Origin of the sequence: Providencia alcalifaciens, assembly GCF_915403165.1 — a bacterium.
Lineage (GTDB): Bacteria > Pseudomonadota > Gammaproteobacteria > Enterobacterales > Enterobacteriaceae > Providencia > Providencia alcalifaciens_C.
In genome coordinates this window covers 2810854-2834184 of the sequence record NZ_OU659204.1, presented here as the reverse complement: position 1 = coordinate 2834184, position 23331 = coordinate 2810854, and the positions used below count along the sequence as shown (strand labels likewise).

The following is a 23331-nucleotide window of genomic DNA, read 5'->3' as shown; positions in this document are numbered from 1 at the left end:
CTCCATTGGTTATCGCACCCCAGTGAACTGGGGTGAGTGGTTATTTGGCTAACAGGTCGTTTTTACGAGCTTGTGCATCCCATTCGGGTACCACTGTCTTTAAAAACTCTTGTTTTTCGGCATTAATTTTCTGCATATCCAAGCCGATAGCTTGCTGCGCTTTATCTTTGGTGGAGATATCCGGGATCGCGATTTCATGAGTAATGCCTTTTGAACCCAGTAAACGCGCCAGTTTTGTTCGCGCATCGGCGGCTTTATCCATTGCACCACCGAGCATACGTAACCCTTCATCTGGAGCATGCATGTGGATACCGTGTGACGCGATAGCTAAATCCCAACGCCACTGTGCATGACGGATATCGGCAAGGATATCTTTCATTTCAGCATCGGTTGCACCCGCATCCCAAGCGGCTTTAGCTTCAAAGTGGGCGCGTACTAACTGATCTTCCACTTTGATTTTCATCTCTTGGATAGCTTTTTTACGCTCAGCAACAACGCTTTGCAGCTGCTCTTTGCTTTGTGTGTGGCAACTGCTACAAGTCTGTTCAAAGTTATCGAATGGATTGCCGATTTTATGACTGGTATAGAGTTCGCCTTTTTCGTTTTGCAGCTTCGGCATATGACAGTCGATACAGGTCACATTGTTTTTGCCGTGGATGCCTGCGCTCCAAGTTTCATACTCAGGGTGTTGAGCTTTAATCATTGGGGCTTTAGACAGGGAGTTTGTCCAGTCAGAGAAGGCAATGTTGTCGTAGTACACTTCCATGTCTTCGACTTTGGTGCCGTTATCCCAAGGAAATTTCACCGCTTTGGTTTCGCCAGAGAAATAGTATTCAACGTGGCATTGACCGCACACCATAGATTGTTGGTCGAAGCGGCTCGCTTTATCGAAAGGTTTGCCGATGGTTTCCATGGCACGCTCAGCATATGGGCGAGAAAGAGTGAGCTCAGGCTTACCTTTGGCAAACTCAGGGGAGTCTGTTTTGTGGCAATCCGCACAGCCCAATACGTTGACGACTTCAGGGCCACCTTTTGCCCATTTACCTTTGAAGTAGCCATCTTCCCCATGTTCCTGAATTAACCGAGCAACGTCAGGGCTTTTACAGCTCCAACATGCCATAGGAAGAGGGCCATCCTCAGCATTTTTTGGCGCACCTGTTCGCAGTGTTTCACGAACATCGGTAATCGCGTAGGCGTGACCACGAGGCTTGCTGTAGTCACGAGAGAATGGATACCCAGCCCATAAGATGACTAGGCGCGGATCTTCAGCCAGTGCATCTTCTCGTTGTGATTGTTCTGAAGTCGCTCGCCATGAATGGTATTGATCAGGGTGTGCCGCTTCAAACGTTTCGTTTCGAGCGTTGATGGTTGATGTGGAATCTTTTGTTGGAGTTTGTGCCTGTACAGAGGTAAATAGAAATATCCCTGCAAGCACACTCAGTAGGTACAGTGCATTATTTCTTATCTTTGCCATAAGGGCCTCGAGTGTTTTTAAGCCAGCCATCCCATTAGCTGTATTTATTTTTATATTTGATAACAATCGCACTATTGCTATCAGACAATTGCCAACTTATATAATTAGCAAAAAACCACACAAAAAATATTGTCTTTGATCAATAATTAAAATGAGTTTACTTTTTAATCGATGAAAAATAATAAAAATGGAGAAAGTTGAATAAATAAAAAAATATTAAATTTTATTTTTTAACGCAGAGTGTGGATTAAATTATCAAATAATAATGATTGTTATTTACACTTTGTGATTTTAATTATCATACTGATATTTATCATAAATTATATTTTTACTAATATGATAGATAAATAAGTTGGTTAATTTTTGAATTAAAACGTGCGTAAAATCAAAAAAAGTAAATATAGTTTTTTGTAAAAGTGCTCATCATATACTACTTTAGTGGTATATATTTTCATTAATTATAAATTTGACTATTAAAAATAAGGTTTAAATTCGCAAATCATATTTATGAAATGTTAATGAATAATTATAAAACGACCTCAAATCCGCATTTCTCGATGTTTGAACTTTGTCTTCGATGTGAAACGTCAAAGAATGACTATTTTCTTCATAATAATGCCAAAAGTAAGTTTACCTACTAGGTAGTATGTATTTTTGATAGTTAGCTAATTAATATTCACAATAAATAATCATATAAAAAGTACGGTTTATCAGTCTCTTTTAGCAGTTTTTGGTTGGGCAATGTAAAGGAAATAAACATGGTTGATATCACCCGTCGGGGAGTTTTAACGGGGGCTTGGCGTAATGCTGCACCCGTAATTCGACCACCATGGAGTGGTAGCGAAGCACGTTTTATTGAACAGTGCACTCGTTGTAACCAGTGTATATCGAGTTGTGAAACTGCAATTTTGCAACCGGGTCCTGGTGGCTATCCCATGGTCGATTTTCAGCGTGGTGAATGCACATTCTGTTATGCATGTGCAGAAGCCTGTCCTGAGCCTATATTCCTTCCTCAAAATACCCAGCCTTGGAATATCAAGATTGCCATTGGGCAACACTGTCTGGCGTACAAATCGATTGAATGTCGCCGTTGTGAAGACAGTTGTGAGCCTCAAGTGATCGCCTTTCGTCCATCACTGGCTGGTATTTACCAGCCAAACATTGATATGCAGGGTTGTACAGGTTGTGGCGCATGTGTCGCGGGATGCCCTGTATCAGCCATTACCATGGAGCATGAAGATGCACAATAACTGGCAAGTTTGCAGTTTGATTGTTCAAGTCAAAAGTGAACGCATTCCAGCTGTGACAGATGAATTACATCAAGAACCCAACTGCGAAGTGGCTATTTCCTCTCCTGAAAATGGCAAGTTAATTGTGGTTGTGGAAGGGGAAGACAGCAAAACGCTTTTAGATACTATCGATTTCATCCGTGATATCGATGGTGTATTGGATGTTTCACTGGTTTATCACCAGCAGGATGAGCAATGTGAGGAAAAAGTATGAAACTCAGTCGTCGTAGCTTTATGAAAGCCAATGCGATAGCGGCCGCTGCTGCGGCGGCAGGCGTTGGCGTACCAAGTATTGCGAAAGCAGTGGTTGGTCAGCAAGAAAGCATTAAATGGGATAAAGCACCTTGCCGTTTCTGCGGTACAGGTTGTGGGGTCTTAGTCGGAACGCAAAACGGACGTATCGTTGCGAGCCAAGGTGACCCTGAAGCCCCTGTAAACCGTGGTTTGAACTGCATTAAAGGCTATTTCCTACCAAAAATCATGTACGGAAAAGACCGTTTAACTCAACCGCTTCTGCGTATGAAAGACGGTGAGTACGATAAAAACGGTGAATTTACCCCAATAACATGGGAAAAAGCCTTTGATGTGATGGAAGAGAAAGTCAAAACCACCCTCAAAGAGAAAGGTCCAGAAGGTATCGGAATGTTTGGTTCCGGTCAGTGGACGGTTTGGGAAGGTTATGCTGCATCTAAACTATTTAAAGGTGGCTTCCGTTCAAATAACTTAGACCCAAATGCGCGTCACTGTATGGCATCAGCGGTTGTAGGCTTTATGCGTACCTTTGGTATGGATGAACCGATGGGCTGTTACGATGATATCGAACATGCAGATGCTTTCGTGCTGTGGGGGTCGAACATGGCGGAAATGCACCCAATTTTATGGTCGCGTATCACCAACCGTCGTCTATCTAACCCTGATGTTCGTGTGGCGGTACTGTCTACATTTAAACACCGAAGCTTCGAATTAGCGGATAACGGCATTGTCTTTACGCCGCAATCAGACTTAGTGATCCTCAACTACATTGCTAACTACATTATTCAAAACAATGCGGTGAATCAGGACTTCCTCGATAAACACGTTAATTTACGTCGTGGGGTTACTGATATTGGTTATGGTTTACGTCCAACGCATCCTTTAGAGCAGAAGGCGAAAAACCCAGGATCAGATGCCTCTGATCCAATGACATTCGAAGAGTACAAAGCATTTGTTGCGGAATATACCCTCGACAAAACCGCTGAAATGACGGGTGTTCCGAAAGATCAGTTAGAAGCGCTAGCTAAGCTGTATGCAGACCCTAATGTGAAAGTGGTTTCCTACTGGACAATGGGCTTCAACCAGCACACTCGTGGTGTCTGGGCGAATAACTTGGCGTATAACCTGCACTTATTGACCGGTAAAATTTCTCAACCAGGTTGTGGGCCGTTCTCCTTAACGGGTCAGCCGTCAGCCTGTGGTACCGCGCGTGAAGTGGGAACTTTCTCTCACCGTTTACCTGCCGACATGGTAGTCACCAACGAAAAGCACCGTGAAAAAGTGGAGAACGTTTGGAAGTTACCAGCGGGAACTATCCCAGAAAAAGTGGGATTACATGCTGTTGCTCAAGACCGCGCATTAAAAGATGGCAAGCTCAATTTCTACTGGGTGATGTGCAATAACAATATGCAGGCTGGCCCAAATATTAATGAAGAGCGTATGCCGGGCTGGCGTGATCCGCGTAACTTTATCGTGGTATCTGACCCATACCCAACTGTCAGCGCACTGACGGCGGACTTAATTCTACCAACTGCAATGTGGGTAGAAAAAGAAGGGGCATACGGTAACGCAGAGCGTCGTACTCAATTCTGGCGTCAACAAGTGCCTGCACCGGGCGAAGCAAAATCTGACTTAATGCAGATGGTGCTGTTCTCTCGCCGCTTCAAAGCGGAAGACGTTTGGCCGGAAGAGTTATTAGCGAAGAAACCAGAATATCGTGGAAAAACGTTATACGACATTCTGTTTGCTAACGAATCAGTGACCAAATTCCCAATTACAGAACTGGCCGCTGATCAGCTGAATGATGAATCCCGTGAACTCGGCTTTTACCTGCAAAAAGGGCTGTTTGAAGAGTATGCAAGTTTCGGCCGTGGTCATGGTCATGACTTAGCTGATTTTGATGCATACCACAAAGCTCGCGGTATCCGCTGGCCAGTCGTGGATGGTAAAGAAACTCAATGGCGTTACAGCGAAGGTAATGACCCTTACGTAAAAGCCGGACAGGGTTATCAATTCTACGGCAAGCCAGATGGTAAAGCGGTGATTTTTGCACTGCCATTTGAACCAGCAGCAGAAGCGCCAGATGCAGAATACGATTTATGGTTATCCACAGGACGTGTTCTTGAGCATTGGCATACTGGCAGTATGACTCGCCGTGTGCCTGAATTACACCGTGCATTCCCTGAATCGGTAGTGTTTATGAACCCGCTGGACGCAAAAGCGAAAGACTTACGCCGTGGGGATAAAGTAAAAGTGCTTTCTCGCCGTGGTGAAGTGCTCTCAACCGTGGAAACTCGTGGCCGTAATCGACCACCAAAAGGCTTGATTTATATGGCATTCTTCGATGCATCTCAGTTAGTGAACAACCTCACTTTGGATGCAACGGATCCGCTATCGAAAGAGACGGATTACAAGAAATGTGCGGTTAAATTAGAAAAGGTGTAATTGCGTATGTCCCAGAAACCGAGTTCCCAGAATAGTCGCCGCCGTTTTTTGCGTGATGTTGCTCGCGCAGCGGGTGGACTGGCGGCTGTTGGTGTGGTACTGGGGCTTCAGCAACAAACCTCTCGAGCGAGCGGAGTGCATCTTCGCCCGCCGGGTGCCTTAGACGAAAGTGCCTTTGCAAGTGCCTGTGTGCGCTGTGGTCAATGTGTGCAAGCGTGTCCTTACGACATGTTGAAACTCGCCACTTTGGCGTCTGGCATGGCAGCCGGTACACCGTATTTTATTGCTCGTGAAAACCCGTGCGAAATGTGTGAAGACATACCTTGTGCCAAAGTGTGCCCAAGTGGTGCGTTGGATAAGGATATTGCCTCTATCAATGATGCACGTATGGGACTGGCAGTGTTACTCGACCAAGAGAACTGCTTGAACTTTCAAGGGTTACGATGCGATGTGTGCTACCGAGTTTGTCCTGTGATTGACGAAGCTATCACACTGGAACTTGAACAAAACCATCGAACCGGTAAACACGCGCGTTTCTTACCGACTGTGAACAGTAATTACTGTACGGGGTGCGGTAAATGCGAACAAGCGTGTGTGCTTGAGGAATCGGCAATTAAAGTATTGCCACGTTCGCTGGCGAAAGGGGAATTAGGTCACCATTACCGTTTTGGTTGGCTGGAGGGAAACAATGGCAAATCGTAAGCACGATGCCGGACGTGAGGCTCTGGCGAAAAAAGGGTGGTGGGGAAGCCATAAATGGTTGGTATTAAGACGTACCAGTCAGTTGTTAGTGTTAGCCATGTTTTTAAGTGGTCCATGGTTTGGCGTGTGGATCTTACATGGCAACTACAGTAGCAGCTTATTACTGGATACGATCCCATTGACGGATCCGCTGATTACTCTTGAAAGCTTAGCAAGTGGTTACTTACCGGGGATCTCCGCGTTAATCGGTGCAGGGATTGTTTTCGGGGTGTATGCCCTGTTAGGAAAACGGGTTTTCTGTAGTTGGGTATGCCCTGTGAATCCGGTCACGGATGCGGCGGCATGGCTACGTCGAAAATTCGAATTTAATCAATCCGCCACGATCCCACGTTACATCCGCTATGTTTTGCTGGGTGTGATTTTGTTGGGATCGGCATTAACAGGTACGTTGCTTTGGGAATGGATTAACCCCGTTTCTCTGATGGGACGTAGCTTGATTTTTGGTTTTGGTAGCGGCGCTTTAGTTTTAGTTGCACTGTTTTTATTCGATTTATTGGTCGTGGAACATGGTTGGTGTGGTCACTTATGCCCGCTCGGCGCACTGTATGGTGTCGCGGGGTGTAAAGGGGCTTTGGTCGTGACTGCCCATAAAAAAGAGCAGTGTAACCGCTGTATGGATTGTTTCCACGTTTGTCCTGAGCCGCAAGTTTTGCGCGTTCCGGTTCTTGATAAACAAGCCCCAGCAGAGATCACGGCAAAAGACTGCACAACGTGTGGTCGCTGTATCGATGTCTGTGCTGAGGACGTTTTTAAAATAACACTAAAATGGAGTTCGGGAGCTAAATCATGAAAAACTTTATCCTGAAAAAAACGGTCCTGAAAAGAGCTTTAAGCCGTTGGATAGCGGGTATGGCCGTTGTCGTGAGCAGTTTTGCATGGTCGGCGAATGGCGTCGATCTGGCTCAATCACCAGAAGTGTCAGGTACACCAGAAAGTGGCATTCATATTCCTAAAGAGCAGGAAAAAATGGCACTGAACTACGTTAACCAACCACCGATGATCCCTCACAGCGTTGAAGGGTATCAAATTACTACCAATACAAACCGTTGTTTGCAGTGCCACGGTGTGGAAAATTATCGTACTACTGGCGCACCACGTATTAGCCCAACACACTTTATGGATGCGACGGGTAAAGTATTAGGTGAAGTGGCACCAAATCGTTATTTCTGCTTACAGTGTCATGTTCCTCAATCTGATACTGCGCCGATTATCGATAATACCTTTACCCCATCTAAAGGCTTCGGGAAATAAGGGGCGAATATGACTAATAAAAATGATAAACCGGGGATCATTCGCCGAGTTTGGCAGTGGTGGTGGCGTCCAAGCCGTTTAGCGTTGGGTACGTTGTTGATTATCGGTTTCGTCGGCGGTGTTATTTTCTGGGGCGGTTTCAATACCGGAATGGAAAAAGCGAACACGGAAGAGTTCTGTATTAGCTGCCATGAAATGCGTGAAAACGTCTACGAAGAGTATATGGATACCATTCACTATACTAACCGTAGTGGGGTGAGAGCGACCTGCCCTGATTGCCACGTACCTCATGAGTTTGTGCCAAAAATGGTAAGGAAAATCAAAGCCAGTAAAGAGCTATACGGTAAGATTTTTGGCGTGATTGATACACCACAAAAATTTGAAGCGCATCGTCTAGAAATGGCGCAGAACGAGTGGCGACGGATGAAGGATAACAATTCCCAAGAATGCCGTAACTGTCACAACTTCGACTATATGGATTTTACCGCTCAAAAAAGTGTCGCTGCAAAAATGCATGACCAAGCATTAAAAGACGGAAAAACCTGTATTGATTGCCATAAAGGTATTGCGCATAAGCTACCAGATATGCGAGAAGTGGAACCTGGCTTCTAAGAAATAGGCTAGTGGGCTAATTGAGTCAGCTAGCCTAAGTTGTATTTGTGATAAATCAATAAAATTACGTGGTTTTTGTGTATTGTAGCTAATATTAATGCACAGCATTTTGTGAGATAAATCGGGGCTATTAACTATGTGGAAAAAGCTTCACCAATTAGCAATTCCAATGAACCTCTATAAAATATGTGGGCGACTGGCTCCATGGTTCATTATGTTAAGTGTTATCTTTCTGGCGGTGGGCTGGGTTTGGGGCTTTGGTTTTGCACCAACCGATAAAACACAGAGTGATAGCTACCGGATCATCTATATTCATGTCCCTGCGGCCATGTGGTCGATGGGGATTTATGCCACTATGGCTATCACTGCGTTCATTGGCCTTGTCTGGCAGATGAAAATTTCTGAGTTAGCCATTGCTGCAATGGCACCCGTCGGCGCTGTATTCACCTTTATCGCGCTTGTCACCGGTGCCACATGGGGTAAACCGATGTGGGGAGCTTGGTGGGTATGGGATGCGCGTCTGACGTCTGAATTGATCCTGTTATTTTTATATGTTGGGATCATTGCCTTGTGGCACGCTTTTGATGACCGCCGAACAGCAGGAAAAGCGGCTGCCATTTTAGTGTTAATTGGGGTGATCAATTTGCCTATTATTCACTACTCAGTTGAGTGGTGGCAAACCCTGCATCAACCATCAACACGTATGCAAGAAAGCATTAATCCAGCGATGCGTACACCATTACGTTTAGCTATTCTGGGGTATTTATTCCTGTTTATTTCGTTGACGCTAATTCGTCTGCGTAACCAGCTATTAATGTTAGAGCGTAACCGACCTTGGGTACTGGAACTGATGACTAAGCGAGGGAACCATCATGAATAGTGCTTTTGCCTCTTGGAGTGACTTTATCGCCATGGGCGGATATGGATTTTATGTTTGGTTAGCAGTTGCGCTAACCCTTTTGCCATTAACGGCACTGTGCATCCATACCTATATTCAACGAAAAATGATTTTTAGCGCGATTGTTCAGCAACAAGCGCGAGAAGCAAGACAAAAAGCCGCTAGAGCGCGTAGGGAGGGGATGTGAATATTCGTCGCCGTAACCGACTGTGGTTGGTTTCATCCATTATTTTAGGTGTTGGGCTGACTTTTTCATTGGTGCTATACGCCTTAAGTTCCAGTATCGACCTATTTTATACTCCCGGTGAAGTGATTTATGGGAAGCGGGAAACCCAAAAAGTCCCTGAAGTTGGACAGCGTCTACGTGTCGGAGGCATGGTGATGCCAGGAACTGTTGTGCGCGACCCAGACTCGCTGAAAGTGACTTTTACCGTTTATGATGCGGAAGCCGAAATTGATGTCAGCTATGACGGTATCTTGCCTGATTTATTTAAAGAGGGGCAAGGTGTGGTGGTACAAGGGGAATTAGAACCGAATAACCATGTGATGGCGAAAGAAGTGTTAGCCAAACATGATGAAAACTACACGCCGCCAGAAATTGAGCAAGCGATGCAAGAAAACCATAAACGTCCAGCTGCAATGTATAAGGACAATGCATCATGATCCCTGAGATTGGTAATATCCTGCTGTGTTTAGCATTAGGGGTCTCTGTATTACTCTCTTTTTATCCTCTATGGGGCGTGGCGCGTAATGATGCCCGCCTAATGGCGGCATCTAGACCATTAGCATGGTTGCTGTTTCTTTGTATCGCAGGGGCATTTTTGGTGTTGATCAATGCCTTTGTGGTGAATGATTTCTCCGTTACCTACGTGGCAAATAACTCCAATACACAATTACCGATTTGGTATCGTGTGGCGGCAACATGGGGCGCTCATGAAGGGTCACTGTTGCTGTGGGTGCTGCTAATGAGCGGCTGGACATTTGCGGTGGCGTTATTCAGTTACCGTATGCCTCTGGATATTGTGGCGCGTGTGCTGGCGGTAATGGGGATGGTGAGTGTCGGCTTTTTGCTGTTTATCATTTTTACCTCAAATCCATTCTCTCGCACCTTGCCATCTTTCCCGATTGAAGGCCGTGACTTAAACCCTCTGCTGCAAGATCCGGGACTGATTTTCCACCCGCCATTACTGTATATGGGCTATGTGGGCTTCTCGGTAGCCTTCGCCTTCGCGATTGCAGCATTACTCAGTGGGCGCTTAGATAGCTCCTTTACCCGTTTTGCACGTCCTTGGACGCTAGCAGCATGGTTCTTCTTAACGCTGGGGATTATGTTAGGGTCGGCGTGGGCATACTACGAATTAGGCTGGGGTGGCTGGTGGTTTTGGGATCCGGTCGAAAATGCCTCGTTTATGCCATGGTTAGTGGGGACGGCCTTAATCCACTCATTATCAGTCACTGAGCAGCGAGCCACTTTCAAAGCATGGTCGCTATTATTGTCGATATTTGCCTTCTCACTGTGCTTATTGGGCACGTTCTTAGTCCGCTCAGGCGTATTGGTTTCGGTGCACGCTTTTGCTTCAGACCCCGCACGAGGGCTATTTATTCTTGCCTTTATGGTGTTGGTGATCGGTGGCTCGCTGTTAGTCTTTGCGATTCGCGGTCATAAAGTACGCTCTAAGGTGAACAACGCATTATGGTCTCGGGAATCCCTGCTATTGGGCAATAACGTGATTTTGACAGCCGCCATGTTGGTGGTGTTGTTAGGTACATTGCTGCCACTTATCCATAAACAACTTGGTTTGGGAACGATTTCCATTGGTGAACCGTTCTTCAACACTATGTTTATTGCCTTGATGGTGCCGTTTGCACTATTGCTGGGTATTGGACCGCTAGTGCGTTGGGGACGTGACCGTCCTGCGGCTATTCGCAAATTACTGCTGATGGCGTTAGTGCTGACATTGATTCTTTCTTTCTTACTGCCTTGGTTAATGCAAGACAGAGTTGAAGCGTTGACAGTGCTGGGCTTAATGATGGCGTGCTGGATTGTTATTTTAGCCTTTGCTGAAATGAAGGTGCGTATCAGTAAAAAAATCAAACTGACCTCAAGCTATTGGGGAATGGTACTGGCACACCTTGGTTTAGCGGTGACTATCGTGGGGATCGCCTTTAGCCAGAATTACAGTATTGAACGTGATGTCAAAATGAAACCCGATGACAGTATTGCCATTCGCGGATATACCTTTGTATTTAATGGGGTACATGAAGCAGATGGGCCAAACTATCAAGGGGTGATTGGCACTATCACCGTGAAAGAGAATGACAAGGTGCTCACCACGTTGCATCCAGAGAAACGTTTTTATAGCACTAGCCGTTCAGTGATGACGGAAGCGGCTATTGATGGCGGGATCACTCGTGATTTATACGCGGCGTTGGGGGAGGAGATCTCCCCAAATGTGTGGACCCTGCGTTTGTACTATAAACCGTTTGTCCGCTGGATTTGGGCGGGTGGGGTATTTATGGCAATAGGCGCGTTATGCTGCCTGTTTGACTCGCGTTATCGTCGTCGCAAGCTGCAAGGGGAAGCTGTATGAATCGCAAAGTTTTTTTAATTCCTTTTGTTATCTTTGCGGCGATTGCAGCCGTGCTGTTATGGCAATTGGTACGTAATGCTGAAGGGGACGATCCCCGCTTGCTAGAGTCTGCTTTGATTGGCAAGCCAGTGCCTGTTTTCCGTTTGGAATCCTTGGAAAATCCGGGGCAGGAATATGACACCAAGGTACTGATCCAAGGGCAACCTATTTTATTGAATGTATGGGCGACATGGTGCCCGACTTGCCGTGCTGAGCACCAATATTTGAATCAGTTAGCATCCCAAGGGATCCGCGTTGTGGGGATGAATTATAAAGATGATCGCCAAAAAGCGATCGGCTGGCTGCGCGAATTGGGTAATCCATACGCATTAAGTTTATTCGATGGGCAAGGGATGCTGGGGCTTGATCTCGGTGTGTATGGCGCGCCTGAAACCTTTTTAATTGATGGGCAAGGAATTATTCGTTATCGCCACGCCGGTGCAGTTGATGAACGAGTTTGGCAAAACGAGTTGAAGCCGCTGTGGGATCGTTATAGCAAGGAGGCAAATCAATGAAATATGTGATTGCCTTGATGATGTGGGCGCTCAGCGCAGGTGTAAGCTTGGCTTCCACGGAAGTTTTCACGTTCGAAAATGAACAGCAAGAGCAGCAATTTCGTAAGTTGACGGAAGAGTTACGTTGCCCGAAATGCCAAAACAACAGTATTGCTGATTCGAACTCGATGATCGCTCTCGATTTGCGCCAGAAAGTGTATGAGCTGATGCAAGAGGGAAAAAACCGCGATGAAATCGTCGATTATATGGTCGCGAGATATGGTTATTTCGTGACGTATAACCCGCCATTAACACCATTAACCGTGATGTTATGGGGAATGCCATTTGTGGCTATCGCCGTTGGGGGATGGTTGATTTATGCTCGTTCTAAAAAGCGCGTCAGAGCCAGCCAAGTTGCTCACGATGATGATGACGAACTGCTGCCAGAAGCTAGCCGTGCGAGTGCTTGGGTGTATGTCCCTGGCATTGTGATAGCGCTGGGTGTTGCAGGTGCGGCGTATTATGAAGTGGGTAGCTACAGCAAAGTGAAAGATTGGAATGTGGCTTACCAACAAGCGCCAGCATTGTTAGATAGAGCGCTGAATGCTAATGAACTTCCACTGAATAATGAAGAGATGGAGAACTTGGCTTTAGGGTTACGTACTCGCCTTCAGGACGATCCGCAAAATATTGATGGCTGGGTGATGCTCGGTCGCATTGGGATGGTATTAGGGAACGCCACCATGGCAACCGATGCTTATGGGCGTGCTTACCGCTTATCCCCGGACGATGATGCAGTCGCATTAGGCTATGCGGAGGTATTAACCCGTTCGTCAGACCCAAGTGATAACCAAGAAGGTAATGAGCTACTCAAAAAGCTGATTGCCAAAAATCGAACTAACGTTAAAGCGCTCAGCATATTTGCCTTCAATGCGTTCGAGCAAGGGCGTTATCCCGAAGCAATTTCGGCTTGGCAGATGATGTTAAAGCTGCTGCCTGAAAATGATCAGCGCCGAGAGATTATTGAACGCAGTGTCGAGCAATCGCTGATGATGCTGCATGAGAAGAAAGAGGCACCGGAAGGGAAATAACGGTTTTCGGGGTGTCGGGTATTAATGTGATTGAATAAGGGGAGCTTCGGCTCCCTTTATTATGAAATCAATATGTAAAAAGAGGAATAAACTTAAAAATAGAATTGGGTTTTAAAATAATATTTTTTAGATGTTCTATTATAAAAAAAAAGTCACGATATTTTATTGGTTCATTATTTTTTTCATTTAACTTTATTTGCTATCAATAGATTAAGTTGTTTACTAACGTTATTTTTTTTGGTTGTTTTTATATTTAAATCTATATTTAGATAACTATATTTTTTTATTGTTTAAATAATCATTGACAGAGCGTTGTTATATTAATTAACTTTAATGCGCAGTTTGTTAAAATCCTATATTAAATAATGTGCGAGGTAACTTTTATGAGTATAAGTATGGAATTCATTATTCTTAATGAACGAGTCTCTGCGATTAATGAAGAGAATGCGATGTACAACGAAGATGAATCTATCGAGTTAGAATAACGAGTTATATTGAATGGCCGCTAAATGCGGCTTTTCTTAATGGAGGCTAAATATGGATTTTTCGCTACTAAAACCATTAATTAAATGCTCACATCATATTTTAATATCTGATGATGGTGATATTTGCATAGGGGAAATACCACAAAAGGGTTGCATTATTAAAAGTCCGGAAGAGTGGGTTATATCGTTATTACCCAAACTTGATGGAGAGCATACTATCCCCAGAATAGTAAAGGAATTGAAATCTTTAGGGTTTAATATTGATAAAGAATGTATTATTGAGTTTATTAATAAGCTTAATCAGTTAGACGTCATGGAAATTTCAGATACTTATTCGGATATTCTTAGTCAACAAGAAATAAATTTATATGATAGGCAGTTATTACAGTTTTCGTTAATTGATAGTCAAAAAGTAGGTGGTTTAAAGTACCAAGAAAAACTCAAAAATAGTCGAGTTTTGATTTTAGGTATGGGGGGATGGGGGACCTGGTGTGCAATGCAGTTAGCTATGTTAGGTATAGGCACATTGAGATTGGTAGATGGTGATGTCGTTGAGCTTTCTAACTTAAACAGGCAAGTTCTTTATACTTTTGATGATATTGGAAGCGCGAAAGTTGAAGCTGCTGAAATAGGTATTAAACGGCATAATAGATATACCAAGGTTGAGAAGTACAACGAGTTTGCAACGACGGATAGAGATCGGTTGATGGAAATTTTAGATGGCGTAGATGTCATTTTAATTGCATGGGCCAGTTTAGGTTATTTTAGAAAAAATACAGTTGAAGGTGTCATTCATGATATCGCCCATGAAAAAGAAATACCGGTAATTGAATTGGGGGGAGACCCTTTAGATATTTCGGTTGGGCCTATTTATTTAAATGATGGGCATAATTCAAGTTATCATGCGGTAAAAAATAATATTAGAAATAAATTCTATAGCCAGAATCATGAAGTTGAAAAATTTCAATTAGCAAGAATGAAACACCAGTTTTTAAATGGAAAGAGAAAAGTGAATGCTTGGCAAAGTACACCATCTCTTGCAGTCATGTCAGGATTAGTAACAGACCAAATTGTTAAGTTAATTACTGGCTATGATGATGTGGTATTGAAAAATAGGAAAATATTCTTTTCGCTAAGAGATTTTAAAATGACAGAGGAGCTTTTGTGAGAGAAATTCATGAGTTAACTAATAGCTTTAATAACAAAGGATATGTTCAGTTTCCTATCGAACAATACTTTTCAGAGTTAGATAAATTTTATGATGATTTTCTTGATATTAATGATTCTGAATGGTCATTTATTATAAAAAATAAATCTAGTCCAATGGATTATTTTATAAATAAGCATCCTAATATCGAGATAGAACAAGAAAAAGAAAAAGCAATGCAAGAATACCATCAGGGGAATTTCTGTTATTCATTTAGGCGAATAACCGATAATCAACAAGGAAACGAGGTTTCATCCTTTTTAGCGATTAAGACCTTTTTAGATAGCACAGAATTCAAATCCTTTCTGTCTGAAATAACGGAAAAAAGTATCAATGAATTATCGCTATGTTATTTAAGCTGGTTTGATTTAGGGGATTTCCTAACCACACACTGCGACTCAGGTTCCTGCATTAATATTGTCATTAACTTTACGAAAGGTTGGGAACGTAACCATGGTGGCTTGACTTTTATTTTGGATAAACAGAAAGAAAACATCATAGAAGCATTAGTACCAACGTATTTGAGTACATTAATTATTGATACGGGAGAAAAAAGTATTCCCCATTTTGTCTCAATGGTGAATTCGGTAGGTGTTAGAGGCGCTAAAAGAATGGCTGTGGTTGCTCGATATGACGCATAAAAATACGGTCATTATATTTGCAGCGATAATATCTATACTGTGGGGGATGGGATTTCCGATCTCGAAAATCGGTATTGGAATTGTTGGGGCATGGGTATTCCGATTCTACTCCGCATTGATAGCTTTGCTGGTGCTTTTATTTGTATTTTTCTTTATATATAAAAAGCAATTTATAGCGAGCCATTTTATTCGTTGCATTCCTCTTGGCATTTTAAATATGTTCCTCGTGCCAATATTAAACAACATTGCGCTCCAATTTACGGACTCCGTTAAGGCGTCAGTATTGGTCTATACCATGCCAGCGATAACGTCTTGCTTTGTGATGATAAGCCAGCGAAAGATAATCTTGAACTCGTTGGTTGTCTCGGTACTTTGTGGGCTTGGAATTCTGTTTTTTACCTCATTTGATGCGATGAGCTATGGTGAAGTGATTATATTGCTAAGTGCATTTGTATGGGCGCTAGGAACCTTTCTATCAGGACACATTGCCGTCAACGTTGATGTTTTTTCAAAGGTGCTTTATCAAAATATCACTTCATTTTTGATTATATTGGTTTTTACGATGTTTCTATCTGCCAATTTAGATTTGACAAGCTATGGATTGAGTTACCGTAGATTGATGACGGAATTGCTGATTCCCGTGATTTTTATCGGTGTAGCAAATGGGGTATTAGTTTACATTTTATGGTTTTACATGATTGATAATGGCGGGGCTGAACTATCGTCTTATTCGATTCTTATTTCACCGATGATGAGTGTGCTTATCTCGTATTACTACTTAGGTGAAGCAATAAACATGAATATGTTGATTGGAATGGTTTTGATTTTTACTAGTGTCGCTTTAGTCTTTTTGAAGAAGAAAAACTAACGGGTACATTTTACCAATATTAATTAACGCTGTATTGCCTAACCCAAGTTAGTTAGTTTTTTTGTCAGGCTTGCGAGCTGCATTTTGCCTTAACAATAATGCCAAAAAACAATAACAATAAGCCTCTTATTACGATACAATCTGCGCCCATCTATAGGCTATGAAACACCGGAAAACCGTTGCATTTACGTCACGCGATTCGACAATTTGCCGCTTATCTTGCTTTACTCGCTGTAGCGATGTTATTCGTTGCGCCATTGATTTCAAAATCAATGTCACACATGAATAACTGCTCGATGGAGCATGGGGAAATAGCGGAGCATTCGATGCAGCAGCATCACGAAATGCCATTGTCTGAACATTGCGAAGATGGCGGTGCGATGAACCATATGCTGATGACGGGAATCGGGCAATCACCGATGGAAGACATCGCGTGTGGTTACTGCCAACTACTTGTTCACTTCCCATTTTTGATTTTATTTGTTGCTGCGGTGATCCGCCAATTAGCAACCCTCGCTATCTTTGTTCCTTTCGAACGTTGTATTCAATTACGAATTTTCCGTCCTTGGTCATTACAGCTAGCTCGCGCACCACCCACATCCTATTGATTCTTATTTCTTTATTTAACGTAATTTAAAACTGCATTTTGTCTTCAATGGACAAAACCACTTCGCTTATCCTGAAATTGAGCTTCATTTTCAGGAGGCTAGGCTATTTTTCAAAAGAAGCCGAGCGGTCATTAACTCATTGAGCCAATGGCAGTAAGAAACAGATAAAAATAGGCTAAAAATGAACTCAATTAATTTTAAATTTTCACCTGTGACTGCGCTGGTGATTTCAGCTATCGCATCAACATCCACTTTTGCTAAAGAAGAAAATCAAAGTTCAATCACCGATAGCTCGGTCATGATTGTCACGGCTCCTGTGGACTCGCCGTTAACTATTTCGACATCGCCGAAAACCCCAAGACAGCCAGTACCGGCGAGTGATGGCTCTGATTACTTGAAAACAATCCCCGGATTTTCCCAAATCCGTAATGGCGGTACAAATGGTGACCCTGTTTTTCGTGGCATGTTTGGTTCCCGTCTTAAGATCATGACGAATGACAGTGAAATGTTGGGTGCGTGTCCTTCCCGTATGGATGCACCGACGTCCTATATTTCACCGGAAAACTTTGACTTGCTTACCATGGTGAAAGGGCCACAAACCGTATTATGGGGACCTGGAAACTCAGCGGGTACTGTACGTTTTGAGCGTGAAAAACCTGTCTTTACTGAGGGCGGCATTCAAGGTAATGCGAGTGCATTGACGGCGTCAAACCAGCGTTGGGATGCTAATGCGGATGTGAGCTTGGGAAATGAGAAAGGCTATGTGCGCCTGACGGGCAATAAATCTCGCTCTAATGACTATAAAGATGGTAACGGAGACAAAGTACCGTCTAAATGGGATAAATGGAATGCGGATGTTGCAGTGGGCTGGACGCCGGATGAATACACATTACTCGAGCTTTCCGCAGGAAAAGGTGATGGTGAAGCGCGATATGCAGGGCGAGGAATGGATGGCTCTCAATTTAAGCGTGAAAGCTTAGGATTACGTTTCGAGAAAAGCAATATCGGAGATGTATTCGATAAAATCGAAGGAAATGTTTACTACAACTACGCCGACCATATTATGGATAACTACTCACTGCGTAGCCCAATGAGCACAATGGGATCAGGCGGCGGGCATATGGGCGGTGGTCATGGCGGGCACGGCATGATGATGAATATGCCAATGAAAATGCGTGTTGACCGCGAGACGATGGGCGGTCGAGTCATGGGGACGTGGTTATGGCGTGATTATGAGCTGCGTGCTGGGGCAGATATGCAGACCAATAAACACCGTAAAAACAATAATAATAGCTGGAAAAAAGATGCCGAATTCCAAGATTATGGGGTATTTAGTGAGGTAACTTGGACGGCGAGCGAGCAAGGCAAGGTAATTGGTGGCGGGCGTGTAGATCGCGTATTGGTGGATAATTACACCGATGTGGGATCATCCGGTCGTAACACAGTCATGCCAGCGGGATTCGTTCGCTACGAACATGCATTACCTGAAACGCCGGTGATGTTATACGCAGGGGTAGGGTATACAGAAAGATTCCCAGATTATTGGGAGTTATTCTCGCCAAAAATGGGTCCGAATGGCAGCAAAAATGTTTTCGACAACGTGAAAACCGAGAAAACGACACAGTTAGATATTGGTGCAAAATACAGTGATGATAAAGCCAATGCATGGGTTTCCGCTTATGTAGGGCGCGTTGATGACTTTATTTTATTCCGCTATAGCCCAACTAACGCCAGAATGAGCCAAGTTGAAAACGTCAATGCGATGATCATGGGCGGTGAAATGGGGGTTGCTTATCAACTCAGCGATGAGTGGAAAGCGGATGCAAGTCTTGCGTATTCTTGGGGGAAAAATAGAACTGATGGGCGTGCACTGCCTCAAATGCCACCGTTGGAAAGCCGTTTAGGTTTAACGTGGGAGAAAGGCGATTGGACAACGACCGGATTGGTACGCATGGTGAGTCGCCAAGATCGCGTGGCAATCAACGAAGGTAACGTTGTCGGAAAAGACTTCAGTGAGAGCGCGGGCTTTACGGTATTTTCGATGAATGCGGCATATCGCATCAATGAAAATGTGAAGCTGAGTGCGGGGGTCGATAACTTGTTTGATAAAACGTACAGCGAGCACTTGAACTTAGCAGGTAATAGCGGATTTGGTTATTCGTCTAATAGCCCTGTTAATGAGCCGGGTAGAACATTCTGGGGTAAATTGAACGTCACGTTCTAATCTACTCAGCACTGAATGAAGCTAACAACCCGTGTAAAAGCGGGTTGTTAGTTTTTATGCGATAACAGGCGCTATACAGTAATAAGAACTAGGCAATCACAGGAATATAGTAATTCAGCTCTTGGATGTAAGTATGAGGGTGGCTAACAAAATCCTCATAAGTTGGTGTTGATTTTAAAACATAATGTTCGATATCAGCCCCTAAGCCGCGAGCAATATCCATCTCGGCCAGCACTTTTCCATAAACGGTGTAAATAATGTCGTTATAGTCAGTGCCTTGTAAATTACCGATAAATTTAATTTGCAAATAATTGCCAGCAGGAACCATCAGTTTTTTAGTAAATGGTGGTATGACATCAAGATCGTTGTTATCAAATGCAGTGGAGTAGAGAAAACGGCCTTCTTCATCGGAGCTTGTATCAACCCCGTGGATAGCATACAAATTTTTAGTAACAATCTTGTTTTTATCTAAAAAGTTTTTCCAATACTGGCGTCGTAGCTCTTCAGTTTTTAAGTTCCACTCGTTAATGCCTTGTGTGTAGCGATGTGTCATTCCCGCTAAGTGGATCTCTTTTAATTCAACTAATTCCACATGAGCTTCGAGTTCTTTACTTTCACGCAGAGGAAGGCAAAAACCTTCAATATGCCAGCCTGAGCGTTTACGATATTCTGAAGGTGTTACACCAAACTGTTTCTTGAATGCTCGACAAAAAGTTTGTTGTGAATCAAAACGATAGCGTAGAGAAATATCCATGATACTATCGCTCGTTAAGCGCAAAGCAACCGCAGAACAGGATAAACGACGAGCGCGAATATAAGCACCTAACGCGAGACCTGTTTGGGTTTTAAATAATCGTTGAAAGTGCCATTTAGTGTATCCAGATTTATCAGCAACGGTATCAAGGGAGAGCCGCGACTCTAAATTTTGTTCGATCCAGAGAATAATTTCCCTGATAACACTTTCTTGTAGCATGGTTACCTTTCCAGTCACTTTTGCAACAGGCGTTATTTTAAGCGCCAAATCTATGCATTAAAGTTAGATAAAACTCATCGTAATTGAACATAGGATAGCATGTCTACTGACAATTTTTTTATAAGCAATGTGAAGTTAAGTAAGTTTTAATCGGGTTTCATCACTCTAAATGATGATTAGTTAGCTGACTAAACAGAGATAACGTATTAGGAATACACTGAAATTTTGATAGCCTACAACGCATTTTTTGTTAAATTAGTCGTTATGTAAAAACAATATTATTCATACAAATAGAATGAAAGCGTTTAACGAATGAATAAAATTAAAGCAAATATTCAATAGGTTACTCGATTCAGTTAGTATGAATATAATTCAATCATCATTCATTGATATTCATACTTTGTATGACAAAATGAGTTATTTGAGAAAAGTTAAGTAAATGATAAAAAATTATTCTGATAGTGATAGATGATTTAGTCAGTTATTATTATGATATTGCTTGTTGTTTAGTGAATAAGTCATTAGTAGATGATTTAAAATATAAGAATAAATTTAAGTATATAAACGTAAGCTATCATTATTTGAAAAAAGTTAAGATAATCCTTGATCATTGTTTTTATGATTTTGTAATATAGCTCATGCTGAAGAACATCATTAAATGAGTAATTAAATTCTTACATCATTATTTGATGGGCATGATAAGTAAATATACACAGGTAATAATCTGAATTTTATGTGATTTCTATCACGCTTTTATTTTTATATTACATGGATGATTGGTTTTATTTGTAATTTAAATCAACCAATTACAGTTTTAAGTGAAAAATATCTATTTATGAAAGTCACTAAATGATGTGATGTATGTCGCGTTTTATTAACGTAAGTCAATTAATTAAACCTGGTGTGATGATAATTTAGCTGCCCTCATAATTGGTATTCAATCTAATAGTAAAAGGAGTATTTATGAATGAAAATGAAATTGCGAAAAAGTTAGGGATTAAGATCCGTATGCAAAGAGAGAGTCATAAAATGAGTCTTCAGCAAGCGGCTGATTTAATTGGTGTCTCTGAGGATGAAATGAATCGTTTCGAGAGTGGAGAAAGCTGCATTGATGTTGATTCTCTTTTTCAATTTGCGTATTTATTTAACTTAGAACCTGCATCATTCTTATATGGTGTTGTGAACATAAATAGTGGCACTAGAAGTACAATTCATTAAAAATATCAGTGTGTTATGTTTTCAATCATTTATTTTTAAAGGTTGGTTATCACTAGGAAAGTAGAAGATTTTCCATTTTCGACCCTGTTTTTATAAAAGAGATTCCATGAATTTAATCATCTGACCGGAAGAGATTATCTGTTTTACTATTATAGGTTGTTTCTTCCGGCTTAATACTCTATTTTTAGATTATACCTGCATGTAATACTTTTCACATACAATGCTCGCATACAATAATTGCCTATTATTAATAGTCTCATAAAGCTCATCAAAATCATCGCGTCAAAAAATAAAATAAAACTCTAGTCTTAATGTGAATTGATAACGCAAAAAATTAAATTATATTGATGGCTGAATTTAACTGCATTTAAATAATAATAATCTTAATTTAATCATTTATAAGTGAATAGTCATATTTTATACGGGAATATACGAATATTTATTAAACGTTAATGATTGTATTACTTTTTATGTTAAACAAATAAATTGATACATTTAGTCATGATTTACTCGTCATCCATTTATTAGTATTAATATGCAGCTGTAAACTGCTGACGGATAAATTGTGGCCGCTCTACCTCATCTAATATCGCCACCGCTAAATCCTGAACAGATATTTTTGCGGGGGTGTTACCATTCATTAATAGCTGTTTTCCACCAAGGCGAAAGGTTTCTGTTCGAGCGCCATCTTCAAGCATTGCGGCAGGAGAAACAAACGTCCAATCTAAGCTATCGATAGATTCCAAGGTCGTTTTAAATTCTTTGACCGCTTGGGCTCCTGGCCAGATATTGGCTGGAAAATCTGGGGAGTCGAGCAATAAAACACCTGGCGCGATTTCTAAGCTTCCGGCACCGCCAACCACAATAAATCGTTTTATACCTGCTTTTTTTACTGCCTCTAAGATTGCTTGGTTTCCTGCAACAGTATCGCGGTACAGATTAGGATTACTCCATCCACCATTAAATGCACTAAGCACCACATCTTGGCCTTTAAGCCGAGATGTTAGCCATGCCACATCCGTAATATCTCCAGATTCAGCAATTAAATGAGCATGTTGAGGAAGCTGATTGCTGTGACGAGAGATCGCAGTGACTTGATGATGACGCATTAAGGCTTCAGAAACCAACGCTTTACCGACAAAACCAGTGGCTCCTAGGATCGATATTTTCATGTTTAGCTCCAGCTGCCTTTTCATTTGTCAGGTTTGATGAATAATAATGAAAGTATAGAGCATGAAAATTTATTTGGTTGTTTTTTATCTAAATTCTAGCGCGACAAAAATCAATCACATGAGAGATCCTCTGCTGAAATCCGGGTGTAAGCCCTGCAGGGGAAAGCCCTAATGAAATTTGCCGTAATGGTTCAGCTATTGTCATCGAGAGGATCAAATCGCTGATAATGGCAAAGTCATGCTGTTGGATAACTTCGTCTTGCGCATGGCGGGTTAGCCATTGATTGAGTAATTGGCGACTGCGCTCAATACCATTTTGTTGGTATTTTTCTAATAGCAATTCTTTGTGTGCAAAATCCGTTTGTAATAAGCGATACAGTCCAACGGCTTCTGGGGAAAGAACAGTTTTCGCGATAATTTCTAAATTATTCTGTAACAAACTAAATAGCTCATTGTGGGTTGTAGCTTTCTGTTCAAACAATGGCACAAAGCTATCCGTCCAATTGAGTACCACTCTTTCTACAAGCTCTTCGCGATTTTCCATAAACCGATAAATGGTTTTTTTAGCCACGCCTGCACGTTTTGCCACATTATCAATACTGGTGAGTTGGTATCCATCTTCAAGTAGTGAGCTCAGTGCTGCATTCATGATTTTTTCTTTGAGAAGCCCCTCAGGAATACTTGGGCGACCTCGAGCTGGTTTCTTCTCGCTGCTGTTTGACATAAATGGCTTACCT

At 42.3% G+C, this 23331-nt stretch carries 24 protein-coding genes; 20 read left to right on the top strand and 4 right to left on the bottom strand.

Annotation, left to right across the window (positions count from 1 at the left end):
* Positions 1-40 precede the first annotated feature (40 nt).
* Positions 41-1474: an ammonia-forming nitrite reductase cytochrome c552 subunit gene (gene nrfA, locus LDO73_RS13005; RefSeq protein WP_224058348.1), complete on the bottom strand. Its 1434-nt coding sequence runs from the start codon at positions 1472-1474 to the stop codon at positions 41-43.
* Between the two features lie 758 nt (positions 1475-2232).
* Between nrfA and napF the strand changes: the two genes are divergently transcribed.
* The 19 genes from napF to LDO73_RS12910 all read left to right on the top strand — a co-directional run bounded on the left by napF (position 2233) and on the right by LDO73_RS12910 (position 19231).
* A complete protein-coding gene (gene napF / locus LDO73_RS13000) occupies positions 2233-2724 on the top strand; it encodes a ferredoxin-type protein NapF (RefSeq protein ID WP_154638098.1) in 492 nt (163 codons plus the stop codon).
* The gene (gene napD / locus LDO73_RS12995) at positions 2708-2977 is read left to right on the top strand and encodes a chaperone NapD (RefSeq protein ID WP_006660695.1); all 270 of its coding nucleotides are present in this window, start codon (positions 2708-2710) and stop codon (positions 2975-2977) included. Before napF ends, napD begins: the two co-directional genes overlap by 17 nt.
* Positions 2974-5460 (top strand): nitrate reductase catalytic subunit NapA, encoded by a 2487-nt coding sequence (gene napA, locus LDO73_RS12990; protein ID WP_224058347.1) that lies wholly within the window; start codon positions 2974-2976, stop codon positions 5458-5460. The genes napD and napA overlap by 4 nt, the downstream gene beginning before the upstream one ends.
* A 6-nt stretch (positions 5461-5466) precedes the next feature.
* A complete protein-coding gene (gene napG, locus LDO73_RS12985; protein ID WP_036952102.1) occupies positions 5467-6162 on the top strand; it encodes a ferredoxin-type protein NapG in 696 nt (231 codons plus the stop codon).
* Positions 6149-7012 carry a quinol dehydrogenase ferredoxin subunit NapH gene (gene napH, locus LDO73_RS12980; protein ID WP_224058345.1) on the top strand — a complete coding sequence of 288 codons (864 nt, stop codon included), beginning with the start codon at positions 6149-6151 and terminating at the stop codon, positions 7010-7012. Before napG ends, napH begins: the two co-directional genes overlap by 14 nt.
* Positions 7013-7023: 11 nt before the next feature.
* On the top strand, positions 7024-7473 hold the full coding sequence (gene napB, locus LDO73_RS12975; RefSeq protein ID WP_224061188.1) for a nitrate reductase cytochrome c-type subunit: 450 nt from the start codon (positions 7024-7026) through the stop codon (positions 7471-7473).
* A gap of 9 nt (positions 7474-7482) precedes the next feature.
* On the top strand, positions 7483-8085 hold the full coding sequence (gene napC / locus LDO73_RS12970) for a cytochrome c-type protein NapC (protein WP_224058337.1): 603 nt from the start codon (positions 7483-7485) through the stop codon (positions 8083-8085).
* Positions 8086-8221: 136 nt separating this feature from the next.
* On the top strand, positions 8222-8965 hold the full coding sequence (locus tag LDO73_RS12965; RefSeq protein WP_224058335.1) for a heme ABC transporter permease: 744 nt from the start codon (positions 8222-8224) through the stop codon (positions 8963-8965).
* Positions 8958-9170 (top strand): heme exporter protein CcmD, encoded by a 213-nt coding sequence (gene ccmD, locus LDO73_RS12960; protein ID WP_224058334.1) that lies wholly within the window; start codon positions 8958-8960, stop codon positions 9168-9170. Before LDO73_RS12965 ends, ccmD begins: the two co-directional genes overlap by 8 nt.
* Positions 9167-9646, top strand: coding sequence for a cytochrome c maturation protein CcmE (gene ccmE, locus LDO73_RS12955; RefSeq protein WP_224058332.1), 480 nt, complete (start codon positions 9167-9169; stop codon positions 9644-9646). The genes ccmD and ccmE overlap by 4 nt, the downstream gene beginning before the upstream one ends.
* Complete coding sequence (locus LDO73_RS12950) at positions 9643-11574, top strand: heme lyase CcmF/NrfE family subunit (protein ID WP_224058330.1); 1932 nt, start codon at positions 9643-9645, stop codon at positions 11572-11574. Before ccmE ends, LDO73_RS12950 begins: the two co-directional genes overlap by 4 nt.
* Positions 11571-12128, top strand: a complete 558-nt coding sequence (dsbE, locus tag LDO73_RS12945; protein ID WP_036952089.1) for a thiol:disulfide interchange protein DsbE — start codon at positions 11571-11573, stop codon at positions 12126-12128. Before LDO73_RS12950 ends, dsbE begins: the two co-directional genes overlap by 4 nt.
* Positions 12125-13198, top strand: coding sequence for a cytochrome c-type biogenesis protein CcmH (locus tag LDO73_RS12940; protein WP_224058328.1), 1074 nt, complete (start codon positions 12125-12127; stop codon positions 13196-13198). Before dsbE ends, LDO73_RS12940 begins: the two co-directional genes overlap by 4 nt.
* Positions 13199-13581: 383 nt before the next feature.
* A complete protein-coding gene (locus tag LDO73_RS12935; protein ID WP_224058320.1) occupies positions 13582-13683 on the top strand; it encodes a pantocin A family RiPP in 102 nt (33 codons plus the stop codon).
* 52 nt (positions 13684-13735) lie between these two features.
* Entirely contained in the window at positions 13736-14851 is a 1116-nt protein-coding gene (locus LDO73_RS12930) for a HesA/MoeB/ThiF family protein (protein ID WP_224058319.1), read from the top strand.
* Positions 14848-15531, top strand: a complete 684-nt coding sequence (locus LDO73_RS12925; protein ID WP_224058317.1) for a hypothetical protein — start codon at positions 14848-14850, stop codon at positions 15529-15531. The genes LDO73_RS12930 and LDO73_RS12925 overlap by 4 nt, the downstream gene beginning before the upstream one ends.
* Positions 15482-16399 (top strand): DMT family transporter, encoded by a 918-nt coding sequence (locus tag LDO73_RS12920; RefSeq protein WP_224058315.1) that lies wholly within the window; start codon positions 15482-15484, stop codon positions 16397-16399. Before LDO73_RS12925 ends, LDO73_RS12920 begins: the two co-directional genes overlap by 50 nt.
* Positions 16400-16578: 179 nt before the next feature.
* A complete protein-coding gene (locus LDO73_RS12915; protein ID WP_224058313.1) occupies positions 16579-17007 on the top strand; it encodes a DUF2946 domain-containing protein in 429 nt (142 codons plus the stop codon).
* A gap of 181 nt (positions 17008-17188) precedes the next feature.
* Positions 17189-19231: a TonB-dependent copper receptor gene (locus LDO73_RS12910; RefSeq protein WP_224058311.1), complete on the top strand. Its 2043-nt coding sequence runs from the start codon at positions 17189-17191 to the stop codon at positions 19229-19231.
* A gap of 88 nt (positions 19232-19319) precedes the next feature.
* On the opposite strand, the gene LDO73_RS12905 is transcribed toward LDO73_RS12910, so the two are convergent.
* Positions 19320-20204 (bottom strand): helix-turn-helix domain-containing protein, encoded by an 885-nt coding sequence (locus tag LDO73_RS12905; protein WP_224058309.1) that lies wholly within the window; start codon positions 20202-20204, stop codon positions 19320-19322.
* A gap of 963 nt (positions 20205-21167) precedes the next feature.
* On the opposite strand from LDO73_RS12905, the gene LDO73_RS12900 reads away from it, so the two are divergent.
* Positions 21168-21422 carry a helix-turn-helix domain-containing protein gene (locus LDO73_RS12900; RefSeq protein ID WP_224058308.1) on the top strand — a complete coding sequence of 85 codons (255 nt, stop codon included), beginning with the start codon at positions 21168-21170 and terminating at the stop codon, positions 21420-21422.
* A gap of 530 nt (positions 21423-21952) precedes the next feature.
* On the opposite strand, the gene LDO73_RS12895 is transcribed toward LDO73_RS12900, so the two are convergent.
* A complete protein-coding gene (locus LDO73_RS12895) occupies positions 21953-22594 on the bottom strand; it encodes an NAD(P)-dependent oxidoreductase (protein ID WP_224058306.1) in 642 nt (213 codons plus the stop codon).
* 88 nt (positions 22595-22682) lie between these two features.
* The gene (locus LDO73_RS12890) at positions 22683-23318 is read right to left on the bottom strand and encodes a TetR/AcrR family transcriptional regulator (protein ID WP_224058304.1); all 636 of its coding nucleotides are present in this window, start codon (positions 23316-23318) and stop codon (positions 22683-22685) included.
* Positions 23319-23331 lie beyond the last annotated feature (13 nt).

What these genes read in the sequence shown, in the direction of transcription:
- napC (WP_224058337.1), top strand. Translation starts at nt 7,483, where the DNA reads ATGACTAATAAAAATGATAAACCGGGGATCATTCGCCGAGTTTGGCAG.
- napH (WP_224058345.1), top strand. Translation starts at nt 6,149, where the DNA reads ATGGCAAATCGTAAGCACGATGCCGGACGTGAGGCTCTGGCGAAAAAA.
- LDO73_RS12895 (WP_224058306.1), bottom strand. Translation starts at nt 22,594, where the DNA reads ATGAAAATATCGATCCTAGGAGCCACTGGTTTTGTCGGTAAAGCGTTG.
- napF (WP_154638098.1), top strand. Translation starts at nt 2,233, where the DNA reads ATGGTTGATATCACCCGTCGGGGAGTTTTAACGGGGGCTTGGCGTAAT.
- LDO73_RS12900 (WP_224058308.1), top strand. Translation starts at nt 21,168, where the DNA reads ATGAATGAAAATGAAATTGCGAAAAAGTTAGGGATTAAGATCCGTATG.
- napA (WP_224058347.1), top strand. Translation starts at nt 2,974, where the DNA reads ATGAAACTCAGTCGTCGTAGCTTTATGAAAGCCAATGCGATAGCGGCC.
- LDO73_RS12910 (WP_224058311.1), top strand. Translation starts at nt 17,189, where the DNA reads ATGAACTCAATTAATTTTAAATTTTCACCTGTGACTGCGCTGGTGATT.
- napG (WP_036952102.1), top strand. Translation starts at nt 5,467, where the DNA reads ATGTCCCAGAAACCGAGTTCCCAGAATAGTCGCCGCCGTTTTTTGCGT.
- LDO73_RS12905 (WP_224058309.1), bottom strand. Translation starts at nt 20,204, where the DNA reads ATGCTACAAGAAAGTGTTATCAGGGAAATTATTCTCTGGATCGAACAA.
- LDO73_RS12890 (WP_224058304.1), bottom strand. Translation starts at nt 23,318, where the DNA reads ATGTCAAACAGCAGCGAGAAGAAACCAGCTCGAGGTCGCCCAAGTATT.
- LDO73_RS12930 (WP_224058319.1), top strand. Translation starts at nt 13,736, where the DNA reads ATGGATTTTTCGCTACTAAAACCATTAATTAAATGCTCACATCATATT.
- nrfA (WP_224058348.1), bottom strand. Translation starts at nt 1,474, where the DNA reads ATGGCAAAGATAAGAAATAATGCACTGTACCTACTGAGTGTGCTTGCA.
- ccmD (WP_224058334.1), top strand. Translation starts at nt 8,958, where the DNA reads ATGAATAGTGCTTTTGCCTCTTGGAGTGACTTTATCGCCATGGGCGGA.
- LDO73_RS12965 (WP_224058335.1), top strand. Translation starts at nt 8,222, where the DNA reads ATGTGGAAAAAGCTTCACCAATTAGCAATTCCAATGAACCTCTATAAA.
- LDO73_RS12940 (WP_224058328.1), top strand. Translation starts at nt 12,125, where the DNA reads ATGAAATATGTGATTGCCTTGATGATGTGGGCGCTCAGCGCAGGTGTA.
- LDO73_RS12950 (WP_224058330.1), top strand. Translation starts at nt 9,643, where the DNA reads ATGATCCCTGAGATTGGTAATATCCTGCTGTGTTTAGCATTAGGGGTC.
- LDO73_RS12935 (WP_224058320.1), top strand. Translation starts at nt 13,582, where the DNA reads ATGAGTATAAGTATGGAATTCATTATTCTTAATGAACGAGTCTCTGCG.
- dsbE (WP_036952089.1), top strand. Translation starts at nt 11,571, where the DNA reads ATGAATCGCAAAGTTTTTTTAATTCCTTTTGTTATCTTTGCGGCGATT.
- napD (WP_006660695.1), top strand. Translation starts at nt 2,708, where the DNA reads ATGAAGATGCACAATAACTGGCAAGTTTGCAGTTTGATTGTTCAAGTC.